This window comes from Actinomadura bangladeshensis (assembly GCF_004348335.1).
Taxonomy (GTDB): Bacteria; Actinomycetota; Actinomycetes; order Streptosporangiales; family Streptosporangiaceae; genus Spirillospora; species Spirillospora bangladeshensis.
The window spans coordinates 16,286-38,036 of the sequence record NZ_SMJW01000018.1 but is presented as its reverse complement, the minus strand read 5'-3'; the positions used below and the strand labels follow the sequence as shown (position 1 = coordinate 38,036).

The window sequence follows — 21,751 nt, the reverse complement described above, 5'->3', positions numbered from 1 at the left end:
AACGCAGTCGCTACTGGTAGGAGTCGCCATGCCCGTGCCCCCCGTCGATCCCGATGTCGATCTGCACGTCCCGCGGCAGCGCGCCGAACTGAGCCGCGCGCCGTGGCAGACGCTCGGGGCGATCTCGGCGGGCGGCATGCTCGGGGCGCTCGCGCGGTACGGGCTGAGCACCGCGTTCCCCTACGGGCCTGGCGACTTCCCCTGGCCGGTGTTCTGGACGAACGTCGCGGGCTGCCTGCTGATCGGCGTGCTGATGGTGCTGATCACCGAGGTGCGGCCGGCGCACCGGCTGGTCCGGCCGTTCCTCGGGGTGGGGGTCCTCGGCGGGTTCACCACGTTCTCGACCTACACCGTCGACGTCCAGCGGGCGGTGGAGCACGGCGCGCCGCGGGTCGGCCTCGCCTACCTCGCGCTGACGCTGGCCGCCGCGCTGGCCGCGGTCCTCGCCGGGGTGCAGCTGACCAGGTCCCTGGCGGGCCGCCGGGCCGCGGAGGACGGCGAGTGACGATCCTGCTGATCGCGCTGGGCGCCGCGCTCGGCGCTCCGCTGCGCTACCTGACCGACCGCGCGGTCCAGGCCCGCCACGACTCGGTGTTCCCCTGGGGGACGTTCACCGTCAACGTCGCGGGCTCGTTCCTGCTGGGCCTGCTCGCGGCGCTGCCGGCGGACGGCGGCGTGATGGCCTTCGCCGGGACGGGCTTCTGCGGCGCCCTCAGCACCTACTCCACGTTCGGGTACGAGACGCTGCGGCTGGCCGAGACGGGGGCCCGCTCCTACGCGCTGCTCAACGCGGCGGCCGCCATCGCCGCGGGGCTCGGCGCCGCCTACTGCGGGATGGTCGTCGCTGAGGCGCTGCCCGCGTTCTGAGTGTGACCGCGTCCTAGGGTGAACGGGGGTGGAACGTGGCGCGGCCCAGGCTCGCAGTTCGAGGCACTTGGCTCCGAGCTGACGAGTGGGCCGCGAGGTGACTGTGCCCATAAGGCCGTGTCCGTAAACCGGAAGGTGTCTGAAGTGTCTCGTGAGGGGCAGGGCCACCTGCTGCGCGGGGCATGGCGGCGGCACCGGCCGGCCGCGTGCGGGACGGGACATGGGACGGGCGGTCGCGGGTAGCAGGCGAGTCGGGGCGGCGCGGGGAGGTGAGCGGATGCGGGTCCTGGTGACCGGATGGCCAAGCTTCGTGCACGGTGAGGCGACGGCGGGCGACGTGCTGGCGATGGAGGCCGTGCGGCGCGGGCTGGCCGAGGCGGGGGTCGAGTGCCGGCTGGCCTGGAGCCCCGTCTTCCGGCCGGGCGGCCTGCACCTCGACCGGGCCGACCCCGCCTCCTACACGCATCTGGTGTTCGCCTGCGGGCCGCTGCACGGGCCGCAGATCGAGGAGCTGCACCGCCGGTACGCGGGCTGCGTGCGCATCGCGGTGGGCGTCTCGGTCATCGACCCGGACGATCCGGCGGTCACCGGGTTCGACGCCGTGCTCGCGCGCGACACGCCCGCGGCGGCGCCGCGGCACGACCTGGCGGCGCTGCCGGCGACCCCGTCCGTGCCGGTGGTCGGGGTCGTGCTCGCGCCCGGCCAGCGGGAGTACGGCGGGCGGGGGCTGCACGAGCGGGTCGAGCGGGAGCTGGCGGAGTGGCTGGGCGCCCGCGAGTGCGCGCGGCTGCCGCTGGACACGCGGCTCGATCCGCGCGACTGGCGGCTGTTCCGCACGGCCGCCGAGCTGGAGTCGGCGCTGCGCAGGCTCGACCTGGTGGTGACGACCCGGCTGCACGGCCTCGTGCTGGCGCTGAAGAACGGCGTCCCGGCGATCGCCGTGGACCCGGTCGGCGGCGGCGCGAAGGTCACCGCGCAGGCGCGGGCCTGGTCCTGGCCCGCGGTCGTCACCGTGCCGGACCCGGCCCCGGGCCGCGCCGCCGCGCCGCCGCCGGACGCGCCGCTGCTGGACACGGCGGAACTCGACCGGTGGTGGGACTGGGCGCTGTCGCCCGAGGGGGCCGGGCGGACCTCCTCGCTCGCGCCGGACGGCGCGGTGATCGGCGAGCTTCTGGACGTCCTCGGCGCGCGTTAAGGATCGGACAAAACGGGCAGTCTACGCATTTCAGACGCAGGAAGGAGCGTCCGTCATGCGGCACGAAGAGTTCATCGGACAGGTCCAGAACCGCGCCCACCTCTCCGGCCACGGGGAGGCGGAACGGGCGACCCGGGCGGTCCTGGAGACCCTGGGCGAGCGGATCCCCGAGGGCCTGGCCGACAACCTCGCGGCGCAACTGCCGCACGAGATCGGCGAGCATCTGCGCCGGACCGAGGTCTACGGCGGCGCGGGGACCGGCGAGCGGTTCGACCGGCACGACTTCATCGAGCGGATCGCGGTCCGGTCCGGCGCCGACGAGCCGCGCTCGGCGTACCTGGCGCGCGTCGTGCTGGAGGTGACCGACGAGGCCACCCAGGGCGCGATCGCGCAGAAGGTGCGCGACAGCCTCCCCTCCGACCTCCGCGACCTGGTGTCGGCCGGCCACAGCGGCTGACGGCTGACCGCGCGGACGGCCGCGATGAGCGGTTCATCGCGGCCGTCGCGGTACGGGCGCGGTCAGGCGGTACGGGCGCGGTCAGGCGGGACGGGCGCGGTCAGGCGGGACGGGCGATGAGCAGCTCCCTGCCGAACCACTCGATGGTGCCGCGCAGGCCCTCCTCGACCGTGATCCGCGGCTTCCAGCCGAGCACCTTTTCGGCGAGGCCGGTGTCCGGGCGCCGGACGCGCGGGTCGTCCTCGGGCCGGCCGATGAACCGGATCCCGGACGGCGAGCCGGTCAGCTCGATGATCAGCTCCGCGAGGTCGGCCATGGAGATCTCGTACGGGCTGCCGATGTTGACCGGCCCCGGGTGGTCGGACTCGGCGAGGGCGAGGATGCCGCGGACCGTGTCGTCCACGTGGCAGATCGAGCGGGTCTGCGCGCCGTCCCCGGTGACCGTGAGGTCCTCGCCGGTGAGCGCCTGCCGCAGGAACGTCGGGATGGCCCGCCCGTCGTCGGGGCGCATCCGCGGCCCGTAGGTGTTGAAGATCCGCACGATCGCGGCGTCGAGGCCGCGGGAGTGCCGGAACGCCGACGTCAGCGCCTCACCGAACCGCTTGGCCTCGTCGTACACGCTGCGCGGCCCGACCGGGTTGACGTTCCCCCAGTACGACTCGGGCTGCGGGTGCACCAGCGGGTCCCCGTACACCTCGGAGGTGGAGGCGAGGACGAACCGGGCGCCCTTCGCCTCGGCCAGCTCCAGCGCGTTGCGGGTGCCCTGGCTGCCGACCTCCAGGGTCTGGATCGGGAACCGCAGGTAGTCGGCCGGCGAGGCGGCGGAGGCGAGGTGGAACACGTAGCCGACCTCGCCGGGCACGCTCACCGGCTCGGTGAGGTCGCGCTTCAGGAAGCGGAAGTCCCGCCGCCCGGTCAGGTGGGCGATGTTGCGGGACGTCCCGGTGAGCAGGTTGTCCAGGCACACCACCGAGATCCCCCGCGCGAGGAGCGCCTCGCACAGGTGCGAGCCGAGGAAGCCGGAGCCCCCGGTGACGACGGCGCGTGGATGTCTCATCATTCCCCCTCATCGGTTCTCGTGGGAGCTCACCAGGGTGAGCACGGTCCCGGCGGCCTCGACGGCCTGGTCCGCGGAGATCTCCAGCAGCCCGGGACAGGGCGCGCGGCCGTGCGGGTCGCCGTGCCGGCCCGCCCACAGGACGCGGTGCTCGGGGCGGCGGGGCGGCCCCCAGCGTCCGGGCGGCGTCGGGCCGAACAGCAGCACCGACGGCGTGCGGAAGGCGGTCGCGAGGTGCGCGACGCCGGTGTCGCCGCACACCACCAGCCGGGCCGCCGCGACGAGCGCGGCCAGCTCGGGCAGGGGCGTGCGGCCGGAGAGGTCGGCGGCCGGGCCGAGCCCGGCGAGATCCGCGACGCGGCGCGCCAGGGGCCTCTCACCGGGCCCGCCGGTGACGACGACGCGCTCGCCGCGGTCCCGCAGCGCCGCCGCGACCGCCGCGAACCGCTCGGCGGGCCAGCGGCGCGCCGGGAACGCGGCGCCGGGGTGGACGACGACGGCGCCCGGCGCGGGCGAGGCGGCGGCCGGAACCGGCAGGTCCAGGTCGCCGGGGTCGGCGTCGAACCCGTAGGAGGCGACGAGCCGGCACCAGCGCGCCACCTCGTGCTCGCCGGGGTCCCAGCCGGGCCCGCCGGTGTGCGGCGCGGCGGGGTGGTCGAACGCCAGCAGCCGGCCGGGCGACAGGGCCGCGAGGAGCCGGTGGCTCTGCGGACCCGAGCCGTGCAGGTTGACGGCCACGTCCACCGGGCCGGCGGCGCGCAGCGGGGCGTCCAGGCCGTCCGCCGGGAGGACCTCGTCGACCGCGCCGGACGCGCGGGCCGGCGGGGCGAGCACGGCGGGGGCGGCCAGCGTGATCCGCGCGCCCGGCAGCCCGCGCCGCAGCGCCCGTAACGCCGGGACGGCGGTCAGCAGGTCGCCGAGCCCCAGCGCCCGCAGCACCAGGACGCGGCCGGCCGTCACGGCCACGACGGTTCCCGCGACGGGCAGACGACGACCTCGCGCACCTCGCAGCCGGCCGGCTGCGCGAGCGCGAACGCGACGGTCGCCGCCACGTCCTCGGGCCGGTTCAGCACGGCGTCCGCGCCGGGCTTGTACCGGTCCGGGCGGTCGTCGAAGAACGCGGTGTCCATCCCGCCCGGCACGACCATGGTGACGCCGACCCTGCCGGCCAGCTCGGCGGCGAGCGCCCGGGTGAAGCCGACGACCCCGAACTTGGACGCGCAGTACGCGGTGGCGTCGCTCAGCGCGCGGAACCCGAGCGTGGACGCGACGGTCACGATCCGCCCGTGCGGCTCGTTCTCCAGGTAGGGGAGCGCGGCCCGGACGACGGCGGCGGTGCCGAGCAGGTTCACCTGCACGACCCGCTCCCAGTCCTCGGCGGGCACGTCGCAGAGCGCCCCGCACGCGTCGATGCCGGCCGCGGTGACGACCGCGTTCAGGCCGCCGGCGGCCCGCGCCAGGCCGTGCACGGCGCGTTCGGCGCACCGCCGGTCGGCGAGGTCGGCCTGCATGTGCTCGAAGTCGTCCTTCGGTGGGTGCCGGTCGAGGACGAGGGGCCGTCCGCCGTCGTCGGCGATCCTGCGCGCGACGGCCGCGCCGAGTCCGGAGGCGCCGCCGGTGATGAGGACGTTCATGACGCGTTTCCCTTCGTGGTGGACAGCAGGCGCGTGGTGGAGCGCCCTTCCAGCAGGGGCAGCAGGACGATCTCGCCGTTGTGGGCGCGGACCGTCTCGGCCTCGGGCAGCGTGGTGCCGGCGTAGTCGGCGCCCTTCACCCACACGTCGGGGCGCAGCCGCTCCAGCAGCGGCGCCGGGGTGTCGTCGTCGAACACGACGGCGGCGTCGACGTCGCTGAGCGCCTCCAGCACCCGGACGCGGTCGGCGGCCGGCGTCAGCGGCCGGGTCGGCCCCTTGCGGCGCCGCACCGAGGCGTCGGAGTTGACGCAGACGATCAGGCAGTCGCCGAGCCGCCGGGCCTGCTGCAGCAGGCTGACGTGCCCGGCGTGCAGCAGGTCGAAGCAGCCGCCGGTCGCCACCACCGTCCCGCCCGCGCGCCGGGTCCGCTCCACGATGTCCCAGGCGTCCTCGCCGCGCTCGGGCACGAGCCGGGCGGTGCCGGTCTCGGCGAGCTGCGCCGACAGCGCCGCGGCGGCCCCCGCCCGGACGAACTCCGAGGCGTGCCGGACGCCCTCGGTGACGGCCGCGGTCAGCTCCGCGCCGTCGGCGAGCGCGCCGACCGCCCCGGCGGCGAAGCTGTCGCCCGCGCCGCACGAGTCGCCCCGCGCCGGCCGGGCGGGCGCGAGGAACGGCGCGTCGGAGCCGTCGCACAGCAGCGCGCCCTCCGAGCCGAGCGTGATCGCGACGCCCTCGATGCCCCAGGCGCGGCCGAGGTGCCGGCCGCGCCGGCCGGCGGCCGACAGCCCGAACCCGCTGATGTCGGCGCCGTCCGCGGCGGCGAGGCGGGCGGCCTCCTCCTCGTTCGGGGTGAGCAGCCGGACGCCCGGCACGGGCGGCTCGCCGCGCGGATGCGGGTCCCATACGACGGGCACGCTCGCGGGCAGCCCGCCGAGCAGCGAGCGGACGGCGCGGTGCCGGGCCACGCCCCGCCCGTAGTCGGAGACCAGCACCGCGCCGGCCCCCGCGATCGCGTCGGTGACGCGCGGACCGACGGGCCCGTCGAGGGCCTGCCCTTCCCCGGCGTCCAGGCGCGCCACCGACTGTCCTCCGGACCGGATGCGCAGCTTGCAGGGGGTGCCGCCGTGCAGGTGGAACGCGGCGACCTCCAGGTGCTTGTCCAGCATCGCGCGCAGCCGCCGGCCCGGCTCGTCGTCGGCGAGGGCGGTGACCAGCACCACCTCCCGCCCGGCGGCCGCCGCCAGCAGCGCCGCGAGGCCCGCGCCGCCGGGGCGGGGCCGCTCCTCGGCCTGCTCCACGACGGGGACGGGCGCGTCCGGGCACAGCCGGCTGCTGGTGCCGACGATGTCGATGTCGAGCAGGACGTCGCCGACCACCACGAGTGGTGCGGTCATGTCACCCCCAGGGCCTCGTCGACCGCCCCGCACAGCAGGTGGATCGCCGCGAGGTGGATCTCCTGGACGGTCGAGGTGATGCCGGCCGGCACCGTGATCGCGTCGTCGCACGCCTCGGCGAGCGGGTTCGGGCCCGGCCCGGTGACCGCCCAGGCGGTCAGCCCGAGCCGCCGGGCGCGCCGCGCCGCCGCGACCACGTTGGCACTGCGGCCGCTGGTCGACAGGCACACCAGCACGTCGCCGGGGCGGCCGTGCGCCTGCACCTGCCGCTCGAACACGGTGACCGGGCCGTAGTCGTTGCCGATCGCGGTGACCGAGGAGGTGTCACCGTGCAGCGGGATCGCCGACAGCGGGCACCGCTCGCTCTCGAACCGGCCGACGAGCTCGGCGGTCAGGTGCTGCGCCTCGGCGGCGCTGCCGCCGTTGCCGCAGGCCAGCAGGCGCCCGCCGGCGCGCAGCACGCGGGCGAGGCGGCCGCCCCACGCCTCGATCGTCGGCACCTGGTCGCGGAACCGCAGGGCCGCCTCGGCGAGGGCCTCCAGCCGCCGGTCGTAGACGGTGGACGTGCGGGTCCCGGTGCTCGCCGGCGCGGTCATGCGGCCACCTCGCTCACGGCGGCGGCGTGCTGGTAGACCTCGGCGGTGTCGGCGGCGACCCGCGCCCACGAGTAGCGGTCGCGGGCCCGCGCGGCCGCAGCGGCCCCCATCGCGTCCCGCTTCGCCGGGTCGTCGAGCAGCGCCCGGATCGCGCCGGCCGCCGCCTCCGGGTCGCGCGGCGGGACGAGCGTGCCGGTGACGCCGTCCACGACGGTGTCCAGGTGCCCGCCGACGGCGCTCGCGACCACGGGCGCGCCGCAGGCCATGGCCTCGAGCGGCACCATGCCGAACGGCTCGTACCACGGGAGGGTGACGACGAGGCTCGCCGAGCGCAGCAGCGGGGGCACCTCGCCGCGGCCGAGCCGGCCGAGGAACTCCACCCGCCCGGCGACGCCGGCGTCCCGCGCCGCCCGGCGCAGCCGGCGCACCTCGGGGTCGGCGTCCAGGTCGCCGTGCGGCGGGCCGCCGGCGACCGCCAGTTCGGCGTCCGGCAGGTGCGCGAGCGCGCGGATCGCGGTGTCCACGCCCTTGCGCTCCACGAGCCGGGACAGCACCGCGATGCGGTGCGGCCCGCCGCCCGCGGCGGCGGCGCCGGGGGCGAACAGGCCCAGGTCGACCCCGCACGGCACCACCCGGACGCGGTCGCGCGGGACGCCCATCGCCGCCAGTTCGGCGACCTCGTCGGAGCAGGTCGCGATGACGGTGTCGGCGCCGCGCCCGATCGCGCGCTCCAGCCGGATGCGCGAGGCGGGGCTGGTGTCCCTGCCGCCCTGGTGGCGGCGCTTGACGGTGCCGAGCGCGTGGTAGGTCTGCACGACCGGCACGCGCCGCGCCCCGGCCGCCTGCGCGGCCTGGATCGCGGCGAGGCCGCTCATCCAGAAGTGGGCGTGCGCGACGTCGGGCGGGTCGGCGGCCCAGCGCCGCTCCAGGTAGGTCCCGAAGTCGTGCATCCACGGCAGCAGGTCGTCCTTGGCGATGCGCTCGGGCGGCCCCGCCGGGACGTGCTCGACGGCCACGCCGGGCGCGAGCCGCACCCGGTCCGGCAGCGCGGGCGCGTCCCGCCGGGTGTAGACGGTGACGTAGTGGCCCTGGCGGCCGAGCTCGGTGGCCAGTTCCGCGACGAACACGTTCTGCCCGCCGCCGTCCGCCCCGCCCAGCCCGCCGTCGGCGGCGAGCGGGCTGGCGTGCTCGGAGATCATGGCTATTCTCATCGCGCTACCTCCTGGAGAGTTCGCCGCCAGTCGCGCAGGAAGCGCGCCAGGCCGTACCGCTCGACGGCATGGGCCCGCGCCTCCTTGCCCATCTGGCGTGCACGCGGCGGGTCGGCGGCCAGGGTCCGCGCGGCGTCGGCCAGCGTGGCGACGCGCGTGGACAGCACCCCGGCCTCCGGCGGCACCGCTTCGACCGCCTCGGTGGTGGCGAGCGCCACGACCGGCAGGCCGAGCATCATGGCCTCGATCAGCGCGAGGCCGAGCGAGGTCCACCGGTAGGGGTGGACGTAGACGCGGCGGCGGGCGAGTTCCTCGTGCATCCTCGCCTGCGGCAGGTCCTCGAAGGTCCACAGCGACTCGGGGGGGATGCCGAGCCGCTCGGGCGCCCCGGTCACGTTCATGCCGAACAGGTCGAGGGGGACGGCCGCCGCGAGTTCGGGGAGCAGGTCGGTGCCGGCGACGCGGCCGCGCCGCAGCGGGTCGTTGATGACGACGCCGGCGCGCGGCATGTCGGCGGTGCACCGGTAGCCGGGGTCGACGACGCCGTGCTCGATGACCGCGGTCGGGGCGCGGCCGCAGTTCCAGAACAACTGGTTGAAGTGGGTGACGTGCACGACGGGGATGTCGGAGCGGTCGTGCAGGAGGTGCCGGCTGTCGGGGACGACCTCCTCGGGGAGCCCCACGTCGGACGGGGTCCGGCGCGGTGTGTCGTGCTCGACGTAGACGGCGGGGACGTCGCGCCCGGGGCGCCGGCCGAGCCATTCCTCGGCCAGCCGCAGCTCGTGCGGGCGCTGCAGGACGACCACGTCCACGTCCTCGCCGCGGAGCCGCTCGGGCGGCACCTCGACCGCGCGGTCGGGCCAGGTGAAGGTGTCGGGCCGGCCCTTGCCGTCGGGCCCGCGGTCGGGGGTGACGGGGACGAGCGTGGTCTGCTCGCCGTGGACGAACGACGTCGCCCACGAGCCGTGCACGTGCCACATCAGGACTCTCATCGGGTGGGAACCTCCTCCACCGACGCCAGAATCTCCACGGCCGCGGCGACCTCGTCGGCGCTGACGGACGACAGGCAGGGGTGGCCGTCGACCGGGCATTCGCGGGCGCGGCTGTCCTTGCAGGGGGCCTGCTGGTCGCCGAGCAGCGCCAGCGGGACGCCGAACGGGGCCCACCGGGCGGCGGGCACCGTCGGCGCGAACAGCGACACGACCGGCGTGCCGACGGCCGCCGCGAGGTGCGCGGGGCCGGTGTTGCCGGCGACGACGGCGGACGCGCCCGCCAGCACCGACGCGAGCTCGGGCAGGGAGGTGCGCCCGCCGAGGTCGAGGCCGTCCTCGCCGGCGACGAGCGCGGTCAGCTCCTTCTCGTCCCCGTGGCCGGTGACGACCACCCGGTACCCGGCCGCCCGCAGCAGCCGGACCGCCTCGGCGCAGCGCGCCGGCGGCCACGCGCGGGCGGGCACGGACGTCCCGGGGTGCACGACCACGTAGCCGGGCCGGCCGGTGAGGTGGTCGGTGTCGGGCAGCGGCTCGCGGACCCGCAGCCGGGTGTCGGCCGGGGACGGGAAGCCGGCGTCCGCCGCGAGCGCGAGCATCCGCAGCGGCTCGGGGACGTCGCTGTCGGGCCGGTGCCGCAGGTCGAGCAGCGACCCCGGGTAGTCCTCGCTGATGCCGCCGATCCACGGGGTCCCGGCGAGCCGCAGCAGCAGCGCGAGCGGCAGCGGCGACTGGTGGAAGGAGGTCAGGACGAGCGCCCGGTCGAAGCCGCGCAGCTCGCGGACGAGCCGGTCCACCGCGGCCTGCTCGACGGGCACGTGGTCGGGGTCGATCCAGGGCGCGCGCCACTCGATGACGCGGTCGACGCCCGGCAGCAGGTCGGCGGCGGCGCGGCCGCGCGGCCCGCACAGCAGCACGACCTCGTCGGCGCGGGCGGCGACCGCCCGCACGGCGGGCCCGGCGAGCAGCACGTCGCCGAGGTTGTCCTGGCGTGCCATGAGGACTCTCACCGGCGCCGCCTCCCGCCGAGGACCAGATCGACGGCGGCGTCCAGCGTGGGCGCCGTCTCCGGCGCCCGCGAGATCTCCGCCGGCCGGGTCCGCCCGGTCGGGACGAGGATGCCGCGCGCGCCCGCCGCCGCGGCGGCCTCGATGTCGCCGCCGATGTCGCCGATGAGGGCGCAGTCGGACGGCAGCACCCCGAGCCGCTCGGCGGCGCGCTCGATCATGCCGGGCTCGGGCTTGCGGCACGTGCAGCCGTCGCCGTCGTCGTGCGGGCAGAACTCCCACACGTCGACGGGGCCGAGCAGCTCCTCGACGCGGGCGTTGACGCGCCGCACGTCCCCGGCGCCGATGAGCCCCTTGGCGACGCCGGACTGGTTGGACACGACGCCGATCCGGACGCCGTGGCGGCGGAGCCGGTCCAGCGCGCGGCGCGCGCCCGGCATCGGCTCGACCCGCGTCGGGTCCCCGTTGTACGGGACGTCCCTGATGAGGGTGTCGTCGCGGTCGAACAGCACGACGCGCGGCCCGCCCCAGCTCCGCGCCCGCCGGTGGACGGCGAGGCCCCGGACCCGGTGCCAGATCGCGGCCGGCGGGATGGCCGCGCTGGTGACCAGCATCCTCGCCATCTCGCCCGGCGTCTTCGGGCCCGGCCGGATCCGCTCGTAGGCGAACCGCGCCGTGAGCGCCGCCCATGCTCCTCCGGCGACCGCGGCGGCGGTCCGGCTCTTCGGAGCGGCCGCGAGCGCCAGCAGCCCGGCCGCGGTCGTGAGCGCGTGCCGGGCGAGCAGGCCGCGGCCCTCCCCGGCCCGGGCCCGCCAGGACGGGCCGTGCACCCGCCACATGAGGACGTCGTCGGCGTTCCCCGCCTGCGCCCGCACCGACGCCCAGAACCCGGCGGGCCGGACGGGGTGGGTGATGCGCCGGGTGCCGAGGACGAGGCCGTGCCCCGAGGCCAGGGCGCGCAGCGCCAGGTCGGCGTCCTCGCGGTAGGCGCGGCGGAACCGCTCGTCGAAGCCGCCGAGCTCGGCGAGGACGCCGCGCCGGTAGGCCATGTCGGCGGTGATCCAGTCGGCGCCGGCGAGCGCGGCCGTGCCCCGCTCCCAGTCCGTCGGCCGCCGGTCGTCCGGCAGCGGGACGGCGACGCGGCCCTGCGACCCGCCGACCGAGGGCGGCAGCCCGGCGAGGTCGGCGGCGAGCCGGGCGGGCCAGCCGGGCTCGGGCACGACGTCGTCGTCGAGGAACGCCACCCACTCGGTCGCGGCGGCCCGCCAGCCCGCGTTGCGGGCGGCGGCGGGCCCGCGGCCCCCGGACCGGATCACCCGGATCCGCGGCCCGGCCGACGCCGGCAGCGGCAGCGGCGCGCCCGGCGCCGGCCGGTCGTCCACGACGATGATCTCGTGCGGTTCCGGGCCGGGGCCGCCCTCCAGCGCGGCGAGCAGCGCGTGCAGGGTGACGCGCAGGCTCTCCCGCCCGATCGTGGGGACGACGACGGTGCAGCTCATCAAGCGCGCACCTCCCGGCGGCGCACCACGAACGGCCCGATGGCGAGCAGGTCGACCGGCGCGGAGCCGAAGCACTCCAGCGCGTCGCGGGGGTCGTCGGCCATCGGGCGCCCGGCGGTGTTCAGGCTGGTGTTGACGAGGACGGGCAGGCCGGTCCGGCGGCGGAACTCCGCCAGCAGGCGCGCGACGAGCGGCTCCGCGTCGTCCGACACGGTCTGGATGCGGGCGGTGCCGTCCACGTGCACGACGGCGGGGATCCGCTCGCGCCACTCCGGCCGGACGCGGTGGACGAACAGCATGTACGGGCTCGGGAGCGGTCCCTCGAAGATCTCGGGGGCGTGCTCCAGCGCCACCATCGGCGCGATCGGCCGGAACTGCTCGCGGCCCTTGACGTCGTTGAGCCGCTCCACGTTGCCGGCATGGCCGGGATGCGCGAGCAGGGAGCGGTGCCCGAGCGCGCGCGGGCCGAACTCCGAGCGCCCCTGGAACCACGCCACGATCTCGTTGCGGGCCAGTGCCTCGGCGACGGTGGCGGCCAGGTCGTCCGGACGCTCGTAGGGGATCTTGGCGGTGTCGAGCCGCCGCGCGATCTCGCGGTCGTCCCACCGCCGGCCGAGGTCCGCGCCGGGCATGCCGGTGAGCGGGTCGCCGGCGCCCTGCGCCACGTGCAGCGCGGCGCCGAGCGCGGTGCCGGCGTCGCCCGCCGCGGGCTGCACCCAGAGGTCGTCGTAGGGGCCGGCCTCGGCGAGCCGCGCGTTGGCGACGCAGTTCAGGGCGACGCCGCCGGCGAGCATCAGCCGGCGGGACCCCGTCTCGCCGTGCAGCCAGGCCGCGAGGTCGAGCAGCACCTCCTCGAGCCGGGCCTGGACGCTGGCGGCGAGGTCGGCGTGGTCGCGGGTCCACTCGCCGTCCGCCCTGCGGGCCTTGGCGAGCGAGCCCCAGTCGATCGCGGCGACCGCGAACCCGCCGTCGCCCGTCGCGCGGACGTGCTCGCGCAGCTCGTCCAGGAAGCGCGGCTCCCCGTAGGACGCCAGCGCCATCACCTTGTACTCGTCGCTGGAGCGCAGGAAGCCGAGGTGCTCGGTGAGGTCCTCGTACATCAGCCCGAGCGAGTGGGGGAGGCGCTGGGAGTGCAGCGGCGTCAGCACGCCGTCCGCGTACGTCCCGGCCAGGTGGGAGTGGGACTCGCCGCGGCCGTCCAGGACGAGCACGTCGCCGTCGCCGGGGCCGGGCGCGGCCAGCGCGGCCGACGCGGCGTGCGCCACATGGTGCGGGACGTACCGGACGATCCCCGGGTCCAGGCCGGGCAGCGCCGTCGCGAGGAAGTTCGGGGCGCGCTCGGCGTAGAGGGTGCGGAGCCGCTCCCACTGGCGGTCGTGCCCGTCGAGGCCCGGCTCGACGAGGGAGGGGTCGTAGGAGTAGGCGACGGCGTCGAGGTCGCCGGGCTCCAGCCCGGCCTCCTCCAGGCACCAGCGGGCCGCCAGCTCGGGCAGCTCCCAGCCGGCGAAGGCCACCGGCCGCTTGCCGTGCTTGCGGCGGCTGAAGCGCTCCTCCTCCGCCGCGGCGACGACCCTGCCGTCCGCGACGAGCGCGGCGGCCGGGTCGTGAAAGATGGCGTTGATTCCGAGCACGCGCATACAAAGCCCCGTTTCGGCGCAGCTTTCTGTGGCGTGCCGATGACGTCGTCTTAGACATCGGCTCTTGGCGGTCCCCGCCGGGAGCGAATTCCCTATAGGTGATTTGGCATTGCCGGTAACGGGGGACCTAAACGCTCAAGTCCGGAAAGTCGCTGGTGAGCGACGTGGCAGGCGGTGGGTTCTCCGTGCACATAGAGGGCGGGAAGCCGGGTACTGGCGGTTTCATGCGCTTCACCGTCGTCGTCATCACCCGGGACCGGCGGCAGTCGCTGCTCGCCGCCCTCGCGCGCATGCGGGAACTGACCGAGGACGCCCCGGTCATCGTGGTGGACAACGCCTCCCGCGACGGCACCGCCGACGCCGTCGCGGCGGAGCACCCGGAGGTCGCGCTGATCCGGTCGCCGGGCAACCTCGGCGCCGTCGGCCGCAACCTCGCCGTCGACCACGTCCGCACCCCCTACGTCGCGTTCTGCGACGACGACACCTGGTGGGACCCGGACGCGCCGTCGCGCGCCGCCGACCTCCTCGACGCGCACCCGCGGCTCGCGGTCGTCACCGGGCGGATCCTGGTCGAGCCCGGCGGGCGCGAGGACCCGATCACGCCCGAGCTGCGGGACTCGCCCGTCCCCGGGCCGCCGTGGCTGCCGGGCCCCGCGCTCGGCTCGTTCCTGGCCGGCGCGTCCATGCTGCGGACGGAGGCGTTCCGCGAGGCGGGCGGCTTCTCCTCGCGGCTGTGGCTCGGCGGCGAGGAGGAGCTGCTCGGCGCCGACCTCATGGCGCTCGGCTGGCAGCTCTGCTACGCCGAGGACGTCGTCGTCCACCACGAGCCGTCCCGGCTGCGCGAGCCGCACCTGCGGCGCCGCCACGGCATCCGCAACACGCTCTGGTTCACCTGGCTGCGCCGCCCGCTGCCGGTCGCGGTCCGCCGTACCGCCCGGCTGCTGCGCACCCTGCCGCGCGACCGCGTCACCGCCGGTGCGCTCGCCGAGGCCGCTGCCGGGCTCGGCTGGGTGGCGCGCGAGCGCCGCACGCTGCCGCCGGACGTCGAGTACCGGCTGCGCACCCTGGAGACGGCCCAGCGGGAGTCCAGGGCCCGCCGCTACGTGAGCTGAAGGGGACCATGACCGACGTGCCGCCCGATGCGACGCCGGACGCGACGCCCGAGGGGACGCCCGGCGTCACGATCGTGGTGGCGACCCGCGACCGCGCGGACGAGCTGGCCCGCAGCCTCCGCCGCCATACGGCCCCGGTCATCGTGGCCGACAACGCCTCCTCCGACGGCACCGCCGCCGTCGCCGAGGCGGCCGGCGCCACCGTCCTGCGGCTGCCCCGCAACCGGGGCGCCGCAGCCCGCAACGCCGGCGCCCAGCGGGCCGGCACCCGCTACGTCGCGTTCGCCGACGACGACTCCTGGTGGGCGCCCGGCTCGCTGGAGCGGGCCGTGCGGATCCTCGACGCGCACCCGCGCGCGGCCCTGCTGGCCGCCCGCGTCCTCGTGGGGGAGGAGGAGCGGCTGGAACCGGTGTCCGCGCAGATGGCCGAGTCGCCGCTGGGCCGGCCCGAGGGACTCCCCGGACCGGCCGTCCTCGGCTTCCTCGCCTGCTCGGCCATCGTGCGCCGGGACGCCTTCCTCGCCGCCGGCGGCTTCTCCGACGTCCTGCACTTCGCGGGCGAGGAGGAGCTGCTCGCCCTCGACCTCGCCTCCGCCGGGTGGGGCCTGGCCTACGTGCCGGAGCTCGTCGTCCACCACCACCCGTCCGCGGCGGGCCGCGACCCGGCCCGGCGGCGCCGCCGGGAGGTCCGCAACCGGCTGCTGACCGCGTGGCTGCGGCGCCCGCTGCCGGAGGTCGCCCGCGCCGCCGCGTCCGCGCTGGCCAGCCGGGACGGCCGCGCGGGCCTCGCCGCGGCGTGCCGTGCGCTGCCCTCGGTCGCCCGCGCCCGCCGCCCCGTGCCGCCGGCGGTCGAGGCGGCCCGGGCGCGCCTCGCCGGCTACTGAGCGGTCAGCCCCCGCGCCCGGTCGCGGGCGACGTGCAGCGCGCACAGGGCCCCGACGAGGGTCGAGGCGGCGAGCGCCCAGCCGGTGCCGTACTCGGCGTGCCGGGTGGAGCCGCTCGACTCGGCCAGGCCGAGGAACAGGGTGCCGGCGGTCGCGATGCCGATCACCTGCGCCAGCTGCATCAGCGTCAGCATCAGCCCGCTCGCGTCGGCGGCGTCCTCGGCGGGGACGTGCTGTAGCGCGGTCGTCATGATGATCGGCATCACGCCGAGCCCGAACCCGATGACCGCGGTCAGCGCCTCGTAGGCGGCGCCGCCGCCGGCCAGTGGGCCGACGCACAGGTAGCCGGCGGCCGCGATCGCGAACCCGGCCGGGATCGCCGGCCGGTGCAGGCGGGCGGGCAGCCGCTGCCAGGTCAGCCCGACGGCCGCGAACGCCGCCACGCACGGCACGAACGCGATGCCCGACTCCAGCGGCGACATCCGCAGGTCGCCCTGCAGGTGCAGGGTGGTGGTGAACAGGAACGCCGCCCAGCTGCCCGGCCCGAACATGAGCGCGACGCAGGCCGGTACGAGCCGCGGGGCGCGCAGCACCCGCGGGGAGATCAGCGGCCGGCCGCCCGCGGCGCCTTCGCGGCGCTCCACCGCGACGAACGCGGCCAGGAACGCGGCGCTCGCGGCGAGCGAGACCCAGCCCCACGCCGGCCAGCCCAGCTCGTGCCCCATGACCAGCGGGACGACGAAGAGCAGCACCGCGGCGGACAGGGTCAGCAGCCCCGGCAGGTCCAGTTGCGCGCGGAGGTTCCGGAGGCCGGGCACGTTCTCCTCGCGGGGCAGGACGCGCGGCCCGGCGAGCAGCAGCGCGATCCCGATCGGGACGTTGACCAGGAAGACCGTCCGCCAGCCGGTGCCGAACAGGCCGGCGCTGACCAGCACGCCCCCGGCGGCCTGCCCGACCACGATGCCGCCCGCGATCGCGGCCGAGGACAGGCTCAGTGCCCGCGCCCGCGCCGCGCCGGTGAAGTTCCGCTGGATCAGGGAGATGACCTGCGGGCCGAGCAGCGCGGCACCGGCGCCCTGCAGGAAGCGGAAGGCGATCAGTGCGCCGGTGGTCGGCGCCAGCCCGCACGCCAGCGACATCACCGTGAACACGGCGAGGCCGAGGTGGAACACGCGGCGGTGGCCCGCGAGGGCGCCGAGCCGCGCCCCGGTGATCAGCAGGACGGCGTAGGAGATGATGTACCCGGCCACGACGAGCTGCAGCCCGGCGCCGGAGGCGTGCAGGTCCGCCCGCATCGTCGGCAGCGCGACGTTGACGATGCTCGCGTCGAGGATGCCCATGAACTGGCCGAGCAGCAGCACGGTGAGCAGCAGCCCGCCGGACCGGTCCGGCGACCCCCGTTCGGGAACAATCCCGCGCAGATCGGTTGTCTGTGTCATGTGTCCAAGCGTGCGGCGGTGCCGGTACCCGTAACGAGAGCCTGCCGATACGGGTACTGACAGCACCTGGAAGCCGCCGCCGGCCGGAGGCAGTCTGGGGGACGTGACGATGAGCAGTACGCGGACCATCGGCGGCCGGGCCCCGTCCGGGGCCGGCGGAGCCCGCGGCGGCGCGGGGCCGCGCCGCCGCACCGAGCTGGCGGCGTTCCTGCGCAGCCGGCGCGAACGCATCACGCCCGACGACGTGGGGATGGCGCCGGGCCTGCGGCGCCGGACGCCGGGGCTGCGCCGCGAGGAGGTCGCCCAGCTCGCCGGGGTCGGCGTGACCTGGTACACGTGGCTGGAGCAGGGCCGCCCGATCAACGCCAGCAGCCAGGTGCTGGACGCGGTGGCGCGCACCCTGCGGCTGGACGGCGCCGAGCGCGAGCACCTGTACCGGCTCGCCGACGTCCCCGACGGCGCGGTGGAGGAGGAGGTCGGCAGCCTGCCCGAGGACGTCCAGACGGTCCTCGACGCGCTCGTGCCCCTGCCCGCGTCCGTCGGCAACGGCCGGTGCGACGTCCTCGCCTGGAACGCCGCCTACGCGGCGATCTTCCCGGTGGTCGAGACCGCGCGGCCGTGCGAGCGGAACTCGATGTGGATGGCGTTCACGCTGCCGCCGTGCTGCAACCCGGTCGCGAACCTCGCCGACGCCGCGCCGAACCTCGTCGCGGCGTTCCGGCACCGCTACAGCCGGCATCTGGACGAGCCGGGCTGGAAGGACCTCGTCCGGCGGCTGCAGGAGGTGAGCCCGGAGTTCGCGCGGCTGTGGGCCTCGCACGACGTCGCGGTGGCGGGATCGAGCATCAAGGTCTTCCGGCATCCCGGCGCCGGGGAGATCCGCACCCGGACCATGCACCTGGACGTCACCGGCACGCCGGGCGCCCGGCTGGTCACCTACACGCCCACCGACGAGGAGAGCCGCGAGCGGATCGCCTGGCTGCTGGCGCATCCGGAGCAGGCCGCCCTCGATCACCGGCACTGACCGCCGGTACTGACCGCCGGGCGCTCCGGGAGCGCGGGTCAGGAGCGGGCGCGCCGCGCGATCACGACGAGGTCGACCGCGGCGATGACGGCGACGGCCGCGCAGATGCCGGCCGCCGCCCACGACCCGTCCCCCTGCGCGCCGAGGGCGAACACGATCGCGGCGGCGACGGCGATGACCAGCGCGATCCCCGACAGCACCGCCCGCAGGCCGAGCGGGCTGCGGGCGTTCAGCGGCTCGCTGCCGCGCGGCTGCTCGTGCGGGTAGGGCCCGCGCGAGCCCGGGCCGTGGAACTCCGGGCCGTACGGCTCGGGGCTCCGGCCTTCGGGGTCGCGCCGGTCGCCGTCCCGCGGGTCGGAATCGCGCGGGTCGGGGTCGCGCCGCTCCGGGGAGCCCACGCGATCACCTCACGAACGTGCCGACGAGGGTCCCGGACGCCGCGATCCGCTCCTGGAGGGCGTCCCGCAGGTCCTCCGCGGTGAAGCCGTCCCGCAGCCCGGACGGTTCCGACAGCCCGTAGAGCCGGAAGAAGTACCGGTGCGGGTCGTCGCCGGCCGGCGGCTTCGGCCCGCCGTACCCCTCGCTGCCGAAGTCGTTGCGGCCGGCGACCGCGCCGGTGGGCCGCTCCCCGGCGTCCAGGCCGGTGGTCGCCGGGTCGATCCCGGCGAGCAGCCAGTGCGCGAACGTGCCCGTCGGCGCGTCCGGGTCCTCGCAGGCGAGCGCGAGCTCGACCACCTCCTCGGGGGCCGGCGACCACTCCAGCGGGGGTGAGACGTCCCCGCTGTCGTGCGAGTACTCCGAGGGGATCAGCGTGTGGTCGTTGAACGCGGCGCTCCGCAGCATCATCTCTTCCATGGGCTGCTCGTGCCCGGTCGCGGCCCGTCGATGCAGACGTGATCAGTGCGCGCTGGAGGACGCCCAGATGTTGATGCCCGCCTCGACGGCGTTGCGGTCGATCGCGGCCAGCTCGTCGGCGGTGAAGTCGAGCCGGTCCAGGGCCGCGAGGTTCTCCTCCAGCTGCCGGACGCTGCTCGCGCCGATCAGCGCGGAGGTGACCCGCCCGTCCCGCAGCGCCCAGGCCAGCGCCATCTGCGCGAGGGACTGCCCGCGCCCCCGGGCGAGCTCGTTCAGCGTCCGGACGTGCCGCAGGTTCTCCTCGGTCAGCAGGCCGGAGGAGAACGAGGTGCCCTTGCTGGCCCGCGACCCCTCCGGGATCCCGTCGAGGTACTTGTCGGTCAGCATCCCCTGCGCGAGCGGCGAGAACGCGATGCAGCCGACGCCCTCGCGGCCGAGCGTGTCGAGCAGCCCGCCCTCGATCCAGCGGTTGAGCATCGAGTAGGACGGCTGGTGGATCAGCAGCGGGGTGCCCATCTCCCGCAGGATCGCCGCGGCCTCGGCCGTCCGCTCGGGGGAGTACGACGAGATCCCCGCGTACAGGGCCTTCCCGGACCGGACGGCCCGGTCCAGCGCCCCCATCGTCTCCTCCAGCGGCGTCTCCGGGTCGAACCGGTGGCTGTAGAAGATGTCGACGTAGTCGAGGCCCATCCGGCGGAGCGACTGGTCGAGGCTGGCGAGCAGGTACTTGCGCGACCCCCACTCACCGTACGGTCCCGGCCACATGTCGTAGCCGGCCTTCGTCGAGATGATCAGCTCGTCGCGGTACGGCGCGAGGTCCTCGCGCATGATCCGGCCGAAGTTGGTCTCCGCGGACCCGTACGGCGGCCCGTAGTTGTTGGCCAGGTCGAAGTGCGTGACGCCGAGGTCGAACGCGCGCCGCAGGATCGCCCGCTGGACGTCGACGGGCCGGTCGTCGCCGAAGTTGTGCCACAGCCCCAGCGAGATCGCCGGGAGCCGCAGGCCGCTGCGCCCGCACCGCCGGTAGGGGATCCGCTCGTACCGTTCGCTGTCCGCCGCATAAGTCATGGTCACGAGTATTTCAGCCGGCTTACCCTCCCGGTGCTGTTCCGGGTGGACGCCGTCCGGGCGCCTGCGGCGGTCCGCCCGTCTGGAGGTCCGCCAGAGCGCCTGGGACATCCGCCTGCCGGTCACCCGGTGGGCAGGGCGCGCTTGAGGACCTTGCCCGCGGGGTTGCGGGGGAGGGCGTCCAGGAAGACCACGTCGCGGGGGACCTTGTGCCGGGCGAGGTTCGCCGCGACGTGCGCCCGTACGTCGTCCTCGGTGAGGCCGCGCGCCACGACGTAGGCGCGCAGGCGCTGCCCGAACTCCTCGTCGGGGACGCCGGTGACGGCGGCCTCGTCGATGCCGGGATGGGCGGCGAGGAGGTCCTCGACCTCGCCCGGGTGGACGTTCTCGCCGCCGGACACGATCATGTCGTCGGCGCGGCCGTCGATGTGGAGGCGGCCTCCGCCGTCGAGGTGGCCGAGGTCGCCGACGGCCATCATGCCGCCGGCCTCGTCCCTGCCTCCGCCGCCGGTGTAGCCGCCGAACCGGGCCGGGGTGTCGGCGAAGACCCGCCCGGTGGCGCCCGGCGGGACCGGTCGGTCGTCGTCGCCGAGGACCGCGACGCGCGTGCCGGCGGGCGGGCGGCCGACGCAGCCGGGCGCGGCGGCCAGCTCGTCGGGGGTGGCGATCGTGATGCAGGACGCCTCGGTCGAGCCGTAGAAGTTGTAGAGCACCGGCCCGAACGCGGCGAGGGCGCGGCCGCCGAGCCCGGCGTCCAGCCGCGCCCCGCCGGTCATGACCACGTTGAGCCTGGACAGGTCGCGGGTCTCCATCCCGGGGACGGCGAGGATGCGGCTCAGCATCACCGGGACGGCGATGAACGACGTGCAGCGGTGCTTCTCCAGGTCGTCCAGCACGCCCGCGGCGTCGAAGCGGCGGCGCAGCACGAGCGTCGACCCGAGGCCGAGCGCCAGCAGGGCCATGGTGAGGCCGAGGCCGTGGAACAGGGGCGGGCCGACGAACATCGCCTCGCCGCCGCGGAGGGGCACCTTCGACAGGATCCCGCCCGGCAGCGCGAGCGACTTCGGCTGCGCGCGCGGCGCGCCCTTCGGCCGTCCCGACGTGCCGCTGGTGAGGATCACCATCGAGCCGTGCCGGGACGGGGCCGGCGGCGGTGCGCCGTCGCGGCCGCCGATGAGGCCGTCCATGTCCGACTCGGTGAAGCGCGGCAGGTCCAGGCCGCCCACGACGGGGGCGAACTCGTCGTCGTGCAGGAGCGCGGTGACGCCCTCGCGCCCGACGGCGTCGCGGAGCTGCGGCGCGGCGAAGTCGGTGTTGAGGAACAGGACGGACGCGCCCGTCTTCGCCGCCGCCGACATGCCCTCCAGCAGGCCCCGGTGGTTGCGGCACAGGATGCCCACGGTGCTCCCGACCCCGATGCCGCGCTCGAGGAGCGCGCCGGCGAGGGCGTTGCAGCGCCGGTCGAGCTCGGCGAACGTGAGGGCGCCGCGATCGTCGACCAGGCCCGTCCGGTCGGGGAAGCGGTGCGCGGGCAGGGCCGTGGCGGCGCCGAGCGGGCCGTAGGCGCGCATCGCCCGCGCCGCCCCGGCGAGGGCCCGCGGCGGCATCGGGCCGATCATCCCGGCGCGGGCGGCGGCGCGCAGCGCGGTCAGCTCGGCGCGGGCCCGGGTGCGGAGCAGCATGCGCGCAGCGTAGTGAATCGGGGAACAGATCCACAAGAAATGTTCTTCCGATTCACCCCAGATCGCTCATGAGTACACAAACAGAACCCGTCGCGGCTGTCATCTCTGCGAGGCGTGAACGAAGCTCGGAGGTGGCAGGAAGAC

22 protein-coding genes are annotated in these 21,751 nt (G+C 76.3%); 7 read left to right on the top strand and 15 right to left on the bottom strand.

All coding sequences use genetic code 11. The features are described 5' to 3' along the window. Positions 1–28 precede the first annotated feature (28 nt). From E1284_RS06045 to E1284_RS06030, 4 genes are all read left to right on the top strand, one after another. Positions 29–505: a fluoride efflux transporter FluC gene (locus tag E1284_RS06045; RefSeq protein ID WP_131937943.1), complete on the top strand. Its 477-nt coding sequence runs from the start codon at positions 29–31 to the stop codon at positions 503–505. Continuing rightward, positions 502–867 (top strand): fluoride efflux transporter FluC, encoded by a 366-nt coding sequence (locus E1284_RS06040; protein WP_131937941.1) that lies wholly within the window; start codon positions 502–504, stop codon positions 865–867. Before E1284_RS06045 ends, E1284_RS06040 begins: the two co-directional genes overlap by 4 nt. A gap of 277 nt (positions 868–1,144) precedes the next feature. Continuing rightward, positions 1,145–2,062 (top strand): polysaccharide pyruvyl transferase family protein, encoded by a 918-nt coding sequence (locus E1284_RS06035; protein WP_131937939.1) that lies wholly within the window; start codon positions 1,145–1,147, stop codon positions 2,060–2,062. A gap of 55 nt (positions 2,063–2,117) precedes the next feature. After that, on the top strand, positions 2,118–2,519 hold the full coding sequence (locus E1284_RS06030) for a DUF2267 domain-containing protein (protein ID WP_131937938.1): 402 nt from the start codon (positions 2,118–2,120) through the stop codon (positions 2,517–2,519). 100 nt (positions 2,520–2,619) lie between these two features. Here the strand turns inward: E1284_RS06030 and E1284_RS06025 are convergent, their stop codons facing one another. Genes E1284_RS06025 through E1284_RS05980 form a run of 10 tightly spaced genes read right to left on the bottom strand, consistent with a single transcriptional unit; the run spans position 2,620 to position 13,543 of the window. Beyond that, positions 2,620–3,576, bottom strand: coding sequence for a UDP-glucuronic acid decarboxylase family protein (locus tag E1284_RS06025; RefSeq protein WP_207923590.1), 957 nt, complete (start codon positions 3,574–3,576; stop codon positions 2,620–2,622). 9 nt (positions 3,577–3,585) lie between these two features. Then, complete coding sequence (locus tag E1284_RS06020; RefSeq protein ID WP_243714280.1) at positions 3,586–4,542, bottom strand: glycosyltransferase family 9 protein; 957 nt, start codon at positions 4,540–4,542, stop codon at positions 3,586–3,588. Further along, positions 4,533–5,210 (bottom strand): SDR family oxidoreductase, encoded by a 678-nt coding sequence (locus E1284_RS06015; RefSeq protein WP_131937935.1) that lies wholly within the window; start codon positions 5,208–5,210, stop codon positions 4,533–4,535. The genes E1284_RS06020 and E1284_RS06015 overlap by 10 nt, the downstream gene beginning before the upstream one ends. Continuing rightward, entirely contained in the window at positions 5,207–6,604 is a 1,398-nt protein-coding gene (locus E1284_RS06010) for a PfkB family carbohydrate kinase (RefSeq protein ID WP_131937933.1), read from the bottom strand. Before E1284_RS06010 ends, E1284_RS06015 begins: the two co-directional genes overlap by 4 nt. Then, positions 6,601–7,200, bottom strand: coding sequence for a D-sedoheptulose-7-phosphate isomerase (locus E1284_RS06005; protein ID WP_131937931.1), 600 nt, complete (start codon positions 7,198–7,200; stop codon positions 6,601–6,603). Before E1284_RS06005 ends, E1284_RS06010 begins: the two co-directional genes overlap by 4 nt. Beyond that, positions 7,197–8,411 carry a glycosyltransferase gene (locus E1284_RS06000; protein ID WP_131937929.1) on the bottom strand — a complete coding sequence of 405 codons (1,215 nt, stop codon included), beginning with the start codon at positions 8,409–8,411 and terminating at the stop codon, positions 7,197–7,199. Before E1284_RS06000 ends, E1284_RS06005 begins: the two co-directional genes overlap by 4 nt. Beyond that, positions 8,408–9,403, bottom strand: coding sequence for a glycosyltransferase family 4 protein (locus tag E1284_RS05995; protein WP_131937927.1), 996 nt, complete (start codon positions 9,401–9,403; stop codon positions 8,408–8,410). The genes E1284_RS06000 and E1284_RS05995 overlap by 4 nt, the downstream gene beginning before the upstream one ends. Beyond that, positions 9,400–10,398 carry a glycosyltransferase family 9 protein gene (locus E1284_RS05990; RefSeq protein ID WP_131937925.1) on the bottom strand — a complete coding sequence of 333 codons (999 nt, stop codon included), beginning with the start codon at positions 10,396–10,398 and terminating at the stop codon, positions 9,400–9,402. The genes E1284_RS05995 and E1284_RS05990 overlap by 4 nt, the downstream gene beginning before the upstream one ends. Positions 10,399–10,406: 8 nt before the next feature. Beyond that, positions 10,407–11,906, bottom strand: a complete 1,500-nt coding sequence (locus tag E1284_RS05985; RefSeq protein WP_207923588.1) for an HAD-IIIA family hydrolase — start codon at positions 11,904–11,906, stop codon at positions 10,407–10,409. Next, complete coding sequence (locus E1284_RS05980; protein ID WP_131937921.1) at positions 11,906–13,543, bottom strand: carbamoyltransferase family protein; 1,638 nt, start codon at positions 13,541–13,543, stop codon at positions 11,906–11,908. The genes E1284_RS05985 and E1284_RS05980 overlap by 1 nt, the downstream gene beginning before the upstream one ends. 224 nt (positions 13,544–13,767) lie before the next feature. Here E1284_RS05980 and E1284_RS05975 point away from each other — a divergent pair, with 224 nt between their 5' ends. Further along, a complete protein-coding gene (locus E1284_RS05975) occupies positions 13,768–14,655 on the top strand; it encodes a glycosyltransferase family 2 protein (RefSeq protein ID WP_131937977.1) in 888 nt (295 codons plus the stop codon). Between the two features lie 8 nt (positions 14,656–14,663). Further along, entirely contained in the window at positions 14,664–15,539 is an 876-nt protein-coding gene (locus tag E1284_RS05970) for a glycosyltransferase family 2 protein (RefSeq protein WP_131937919.1), read from the top strand. Here the strand turns inward: E1284_RS05970 and E1284_RS05965 are convergent. After that, positions 15,533–16,978 (bottom strand): MFS transporter, encoded by a 1,446-nt coding sequence (locus E1284_RS05965; RefSeq protein ID WP_131937917.1) that lies wholly within the window; start codon positions 16,976–16,978, stop codon positions 15,533–15,535. The two genes, E1284_RS05970 and E1284_RS05965, sit on opposite strands and share 7 nt — an antisense overlap. A gap of 109 nt (positions 16,979–17,087) precedes the next feature. Here E1284_RS05965 and E1284_RS05960 point away from each other — a divergent pair, with 109 nt between their 5' ends. Continuing rightward, positions 17,088–18,002 (top strand): helix-turn-helix transcriptional regulator, encoded by a 915-nt coding sequence (locus E1284_RS05960; protein ID WP_131937915.1) that lies wholly within the window; start codon positions 17,088–17,090, stop codon positions 18,000–18,002. Positions 18,003–18,040: 38 nt separating this feature from the next. Here E1284_RS05960 and E1284_RS42380 read toward each other — a convergent pair whose 3' ends face one another. The 4 genes from E1284_RS42380 to E1284_RS05940 form a co-directional block, all read right to left on the bottom strand. Further along, a complete protein-coding gene (locus E1284_RS42380; RefSeq protein WP_207923587.1) occupies positions 18,041–18,400 on the bottom strand; it encodes a DUF6343 family protein in 360 nt (119 codons plus the stop codon). Positions 18,401–18,404: 4 nt separating this feature from the next. Further along, entirely contained in the window at positions 18,405–18,857 is a 453-nt protein-coding gene (locus E1284_RS05950) for a YbhB/YbcL family Raf kinase inhibitor-like protein (RefSeq protein WP_131937913.1), read from the bottom strand. A gap of 42 nt (positions 18,858–18,899) precedes the next feature. After that, complete coding sequence (mgrA, locus tag E1284_RS05945; protein WP_131937911.1) at positions 18,900–19,925, bottom strand: L-glyceraldehyde 3-phosphate reductase; 1,026 nt, start codon at positions 19,923–19,925, stop codon at positions 18,900–18,902. A 122-nt stretch (positions 19,926–20,047) separates the two neighbouring features. Further along, on the bottom strand, positions 20,048–21,607 hold the full coding sequence (locus E1284_RS05940; protein ID WP_131937909.1) for an AMP-binding protein: 1,560 nt from the start codon (positions 21,605–21,607) through the stop codon (positions 20,048–20,050). Between the last annotated feature and the right edge of the window lie 144 nt (positions 21,608–21,751).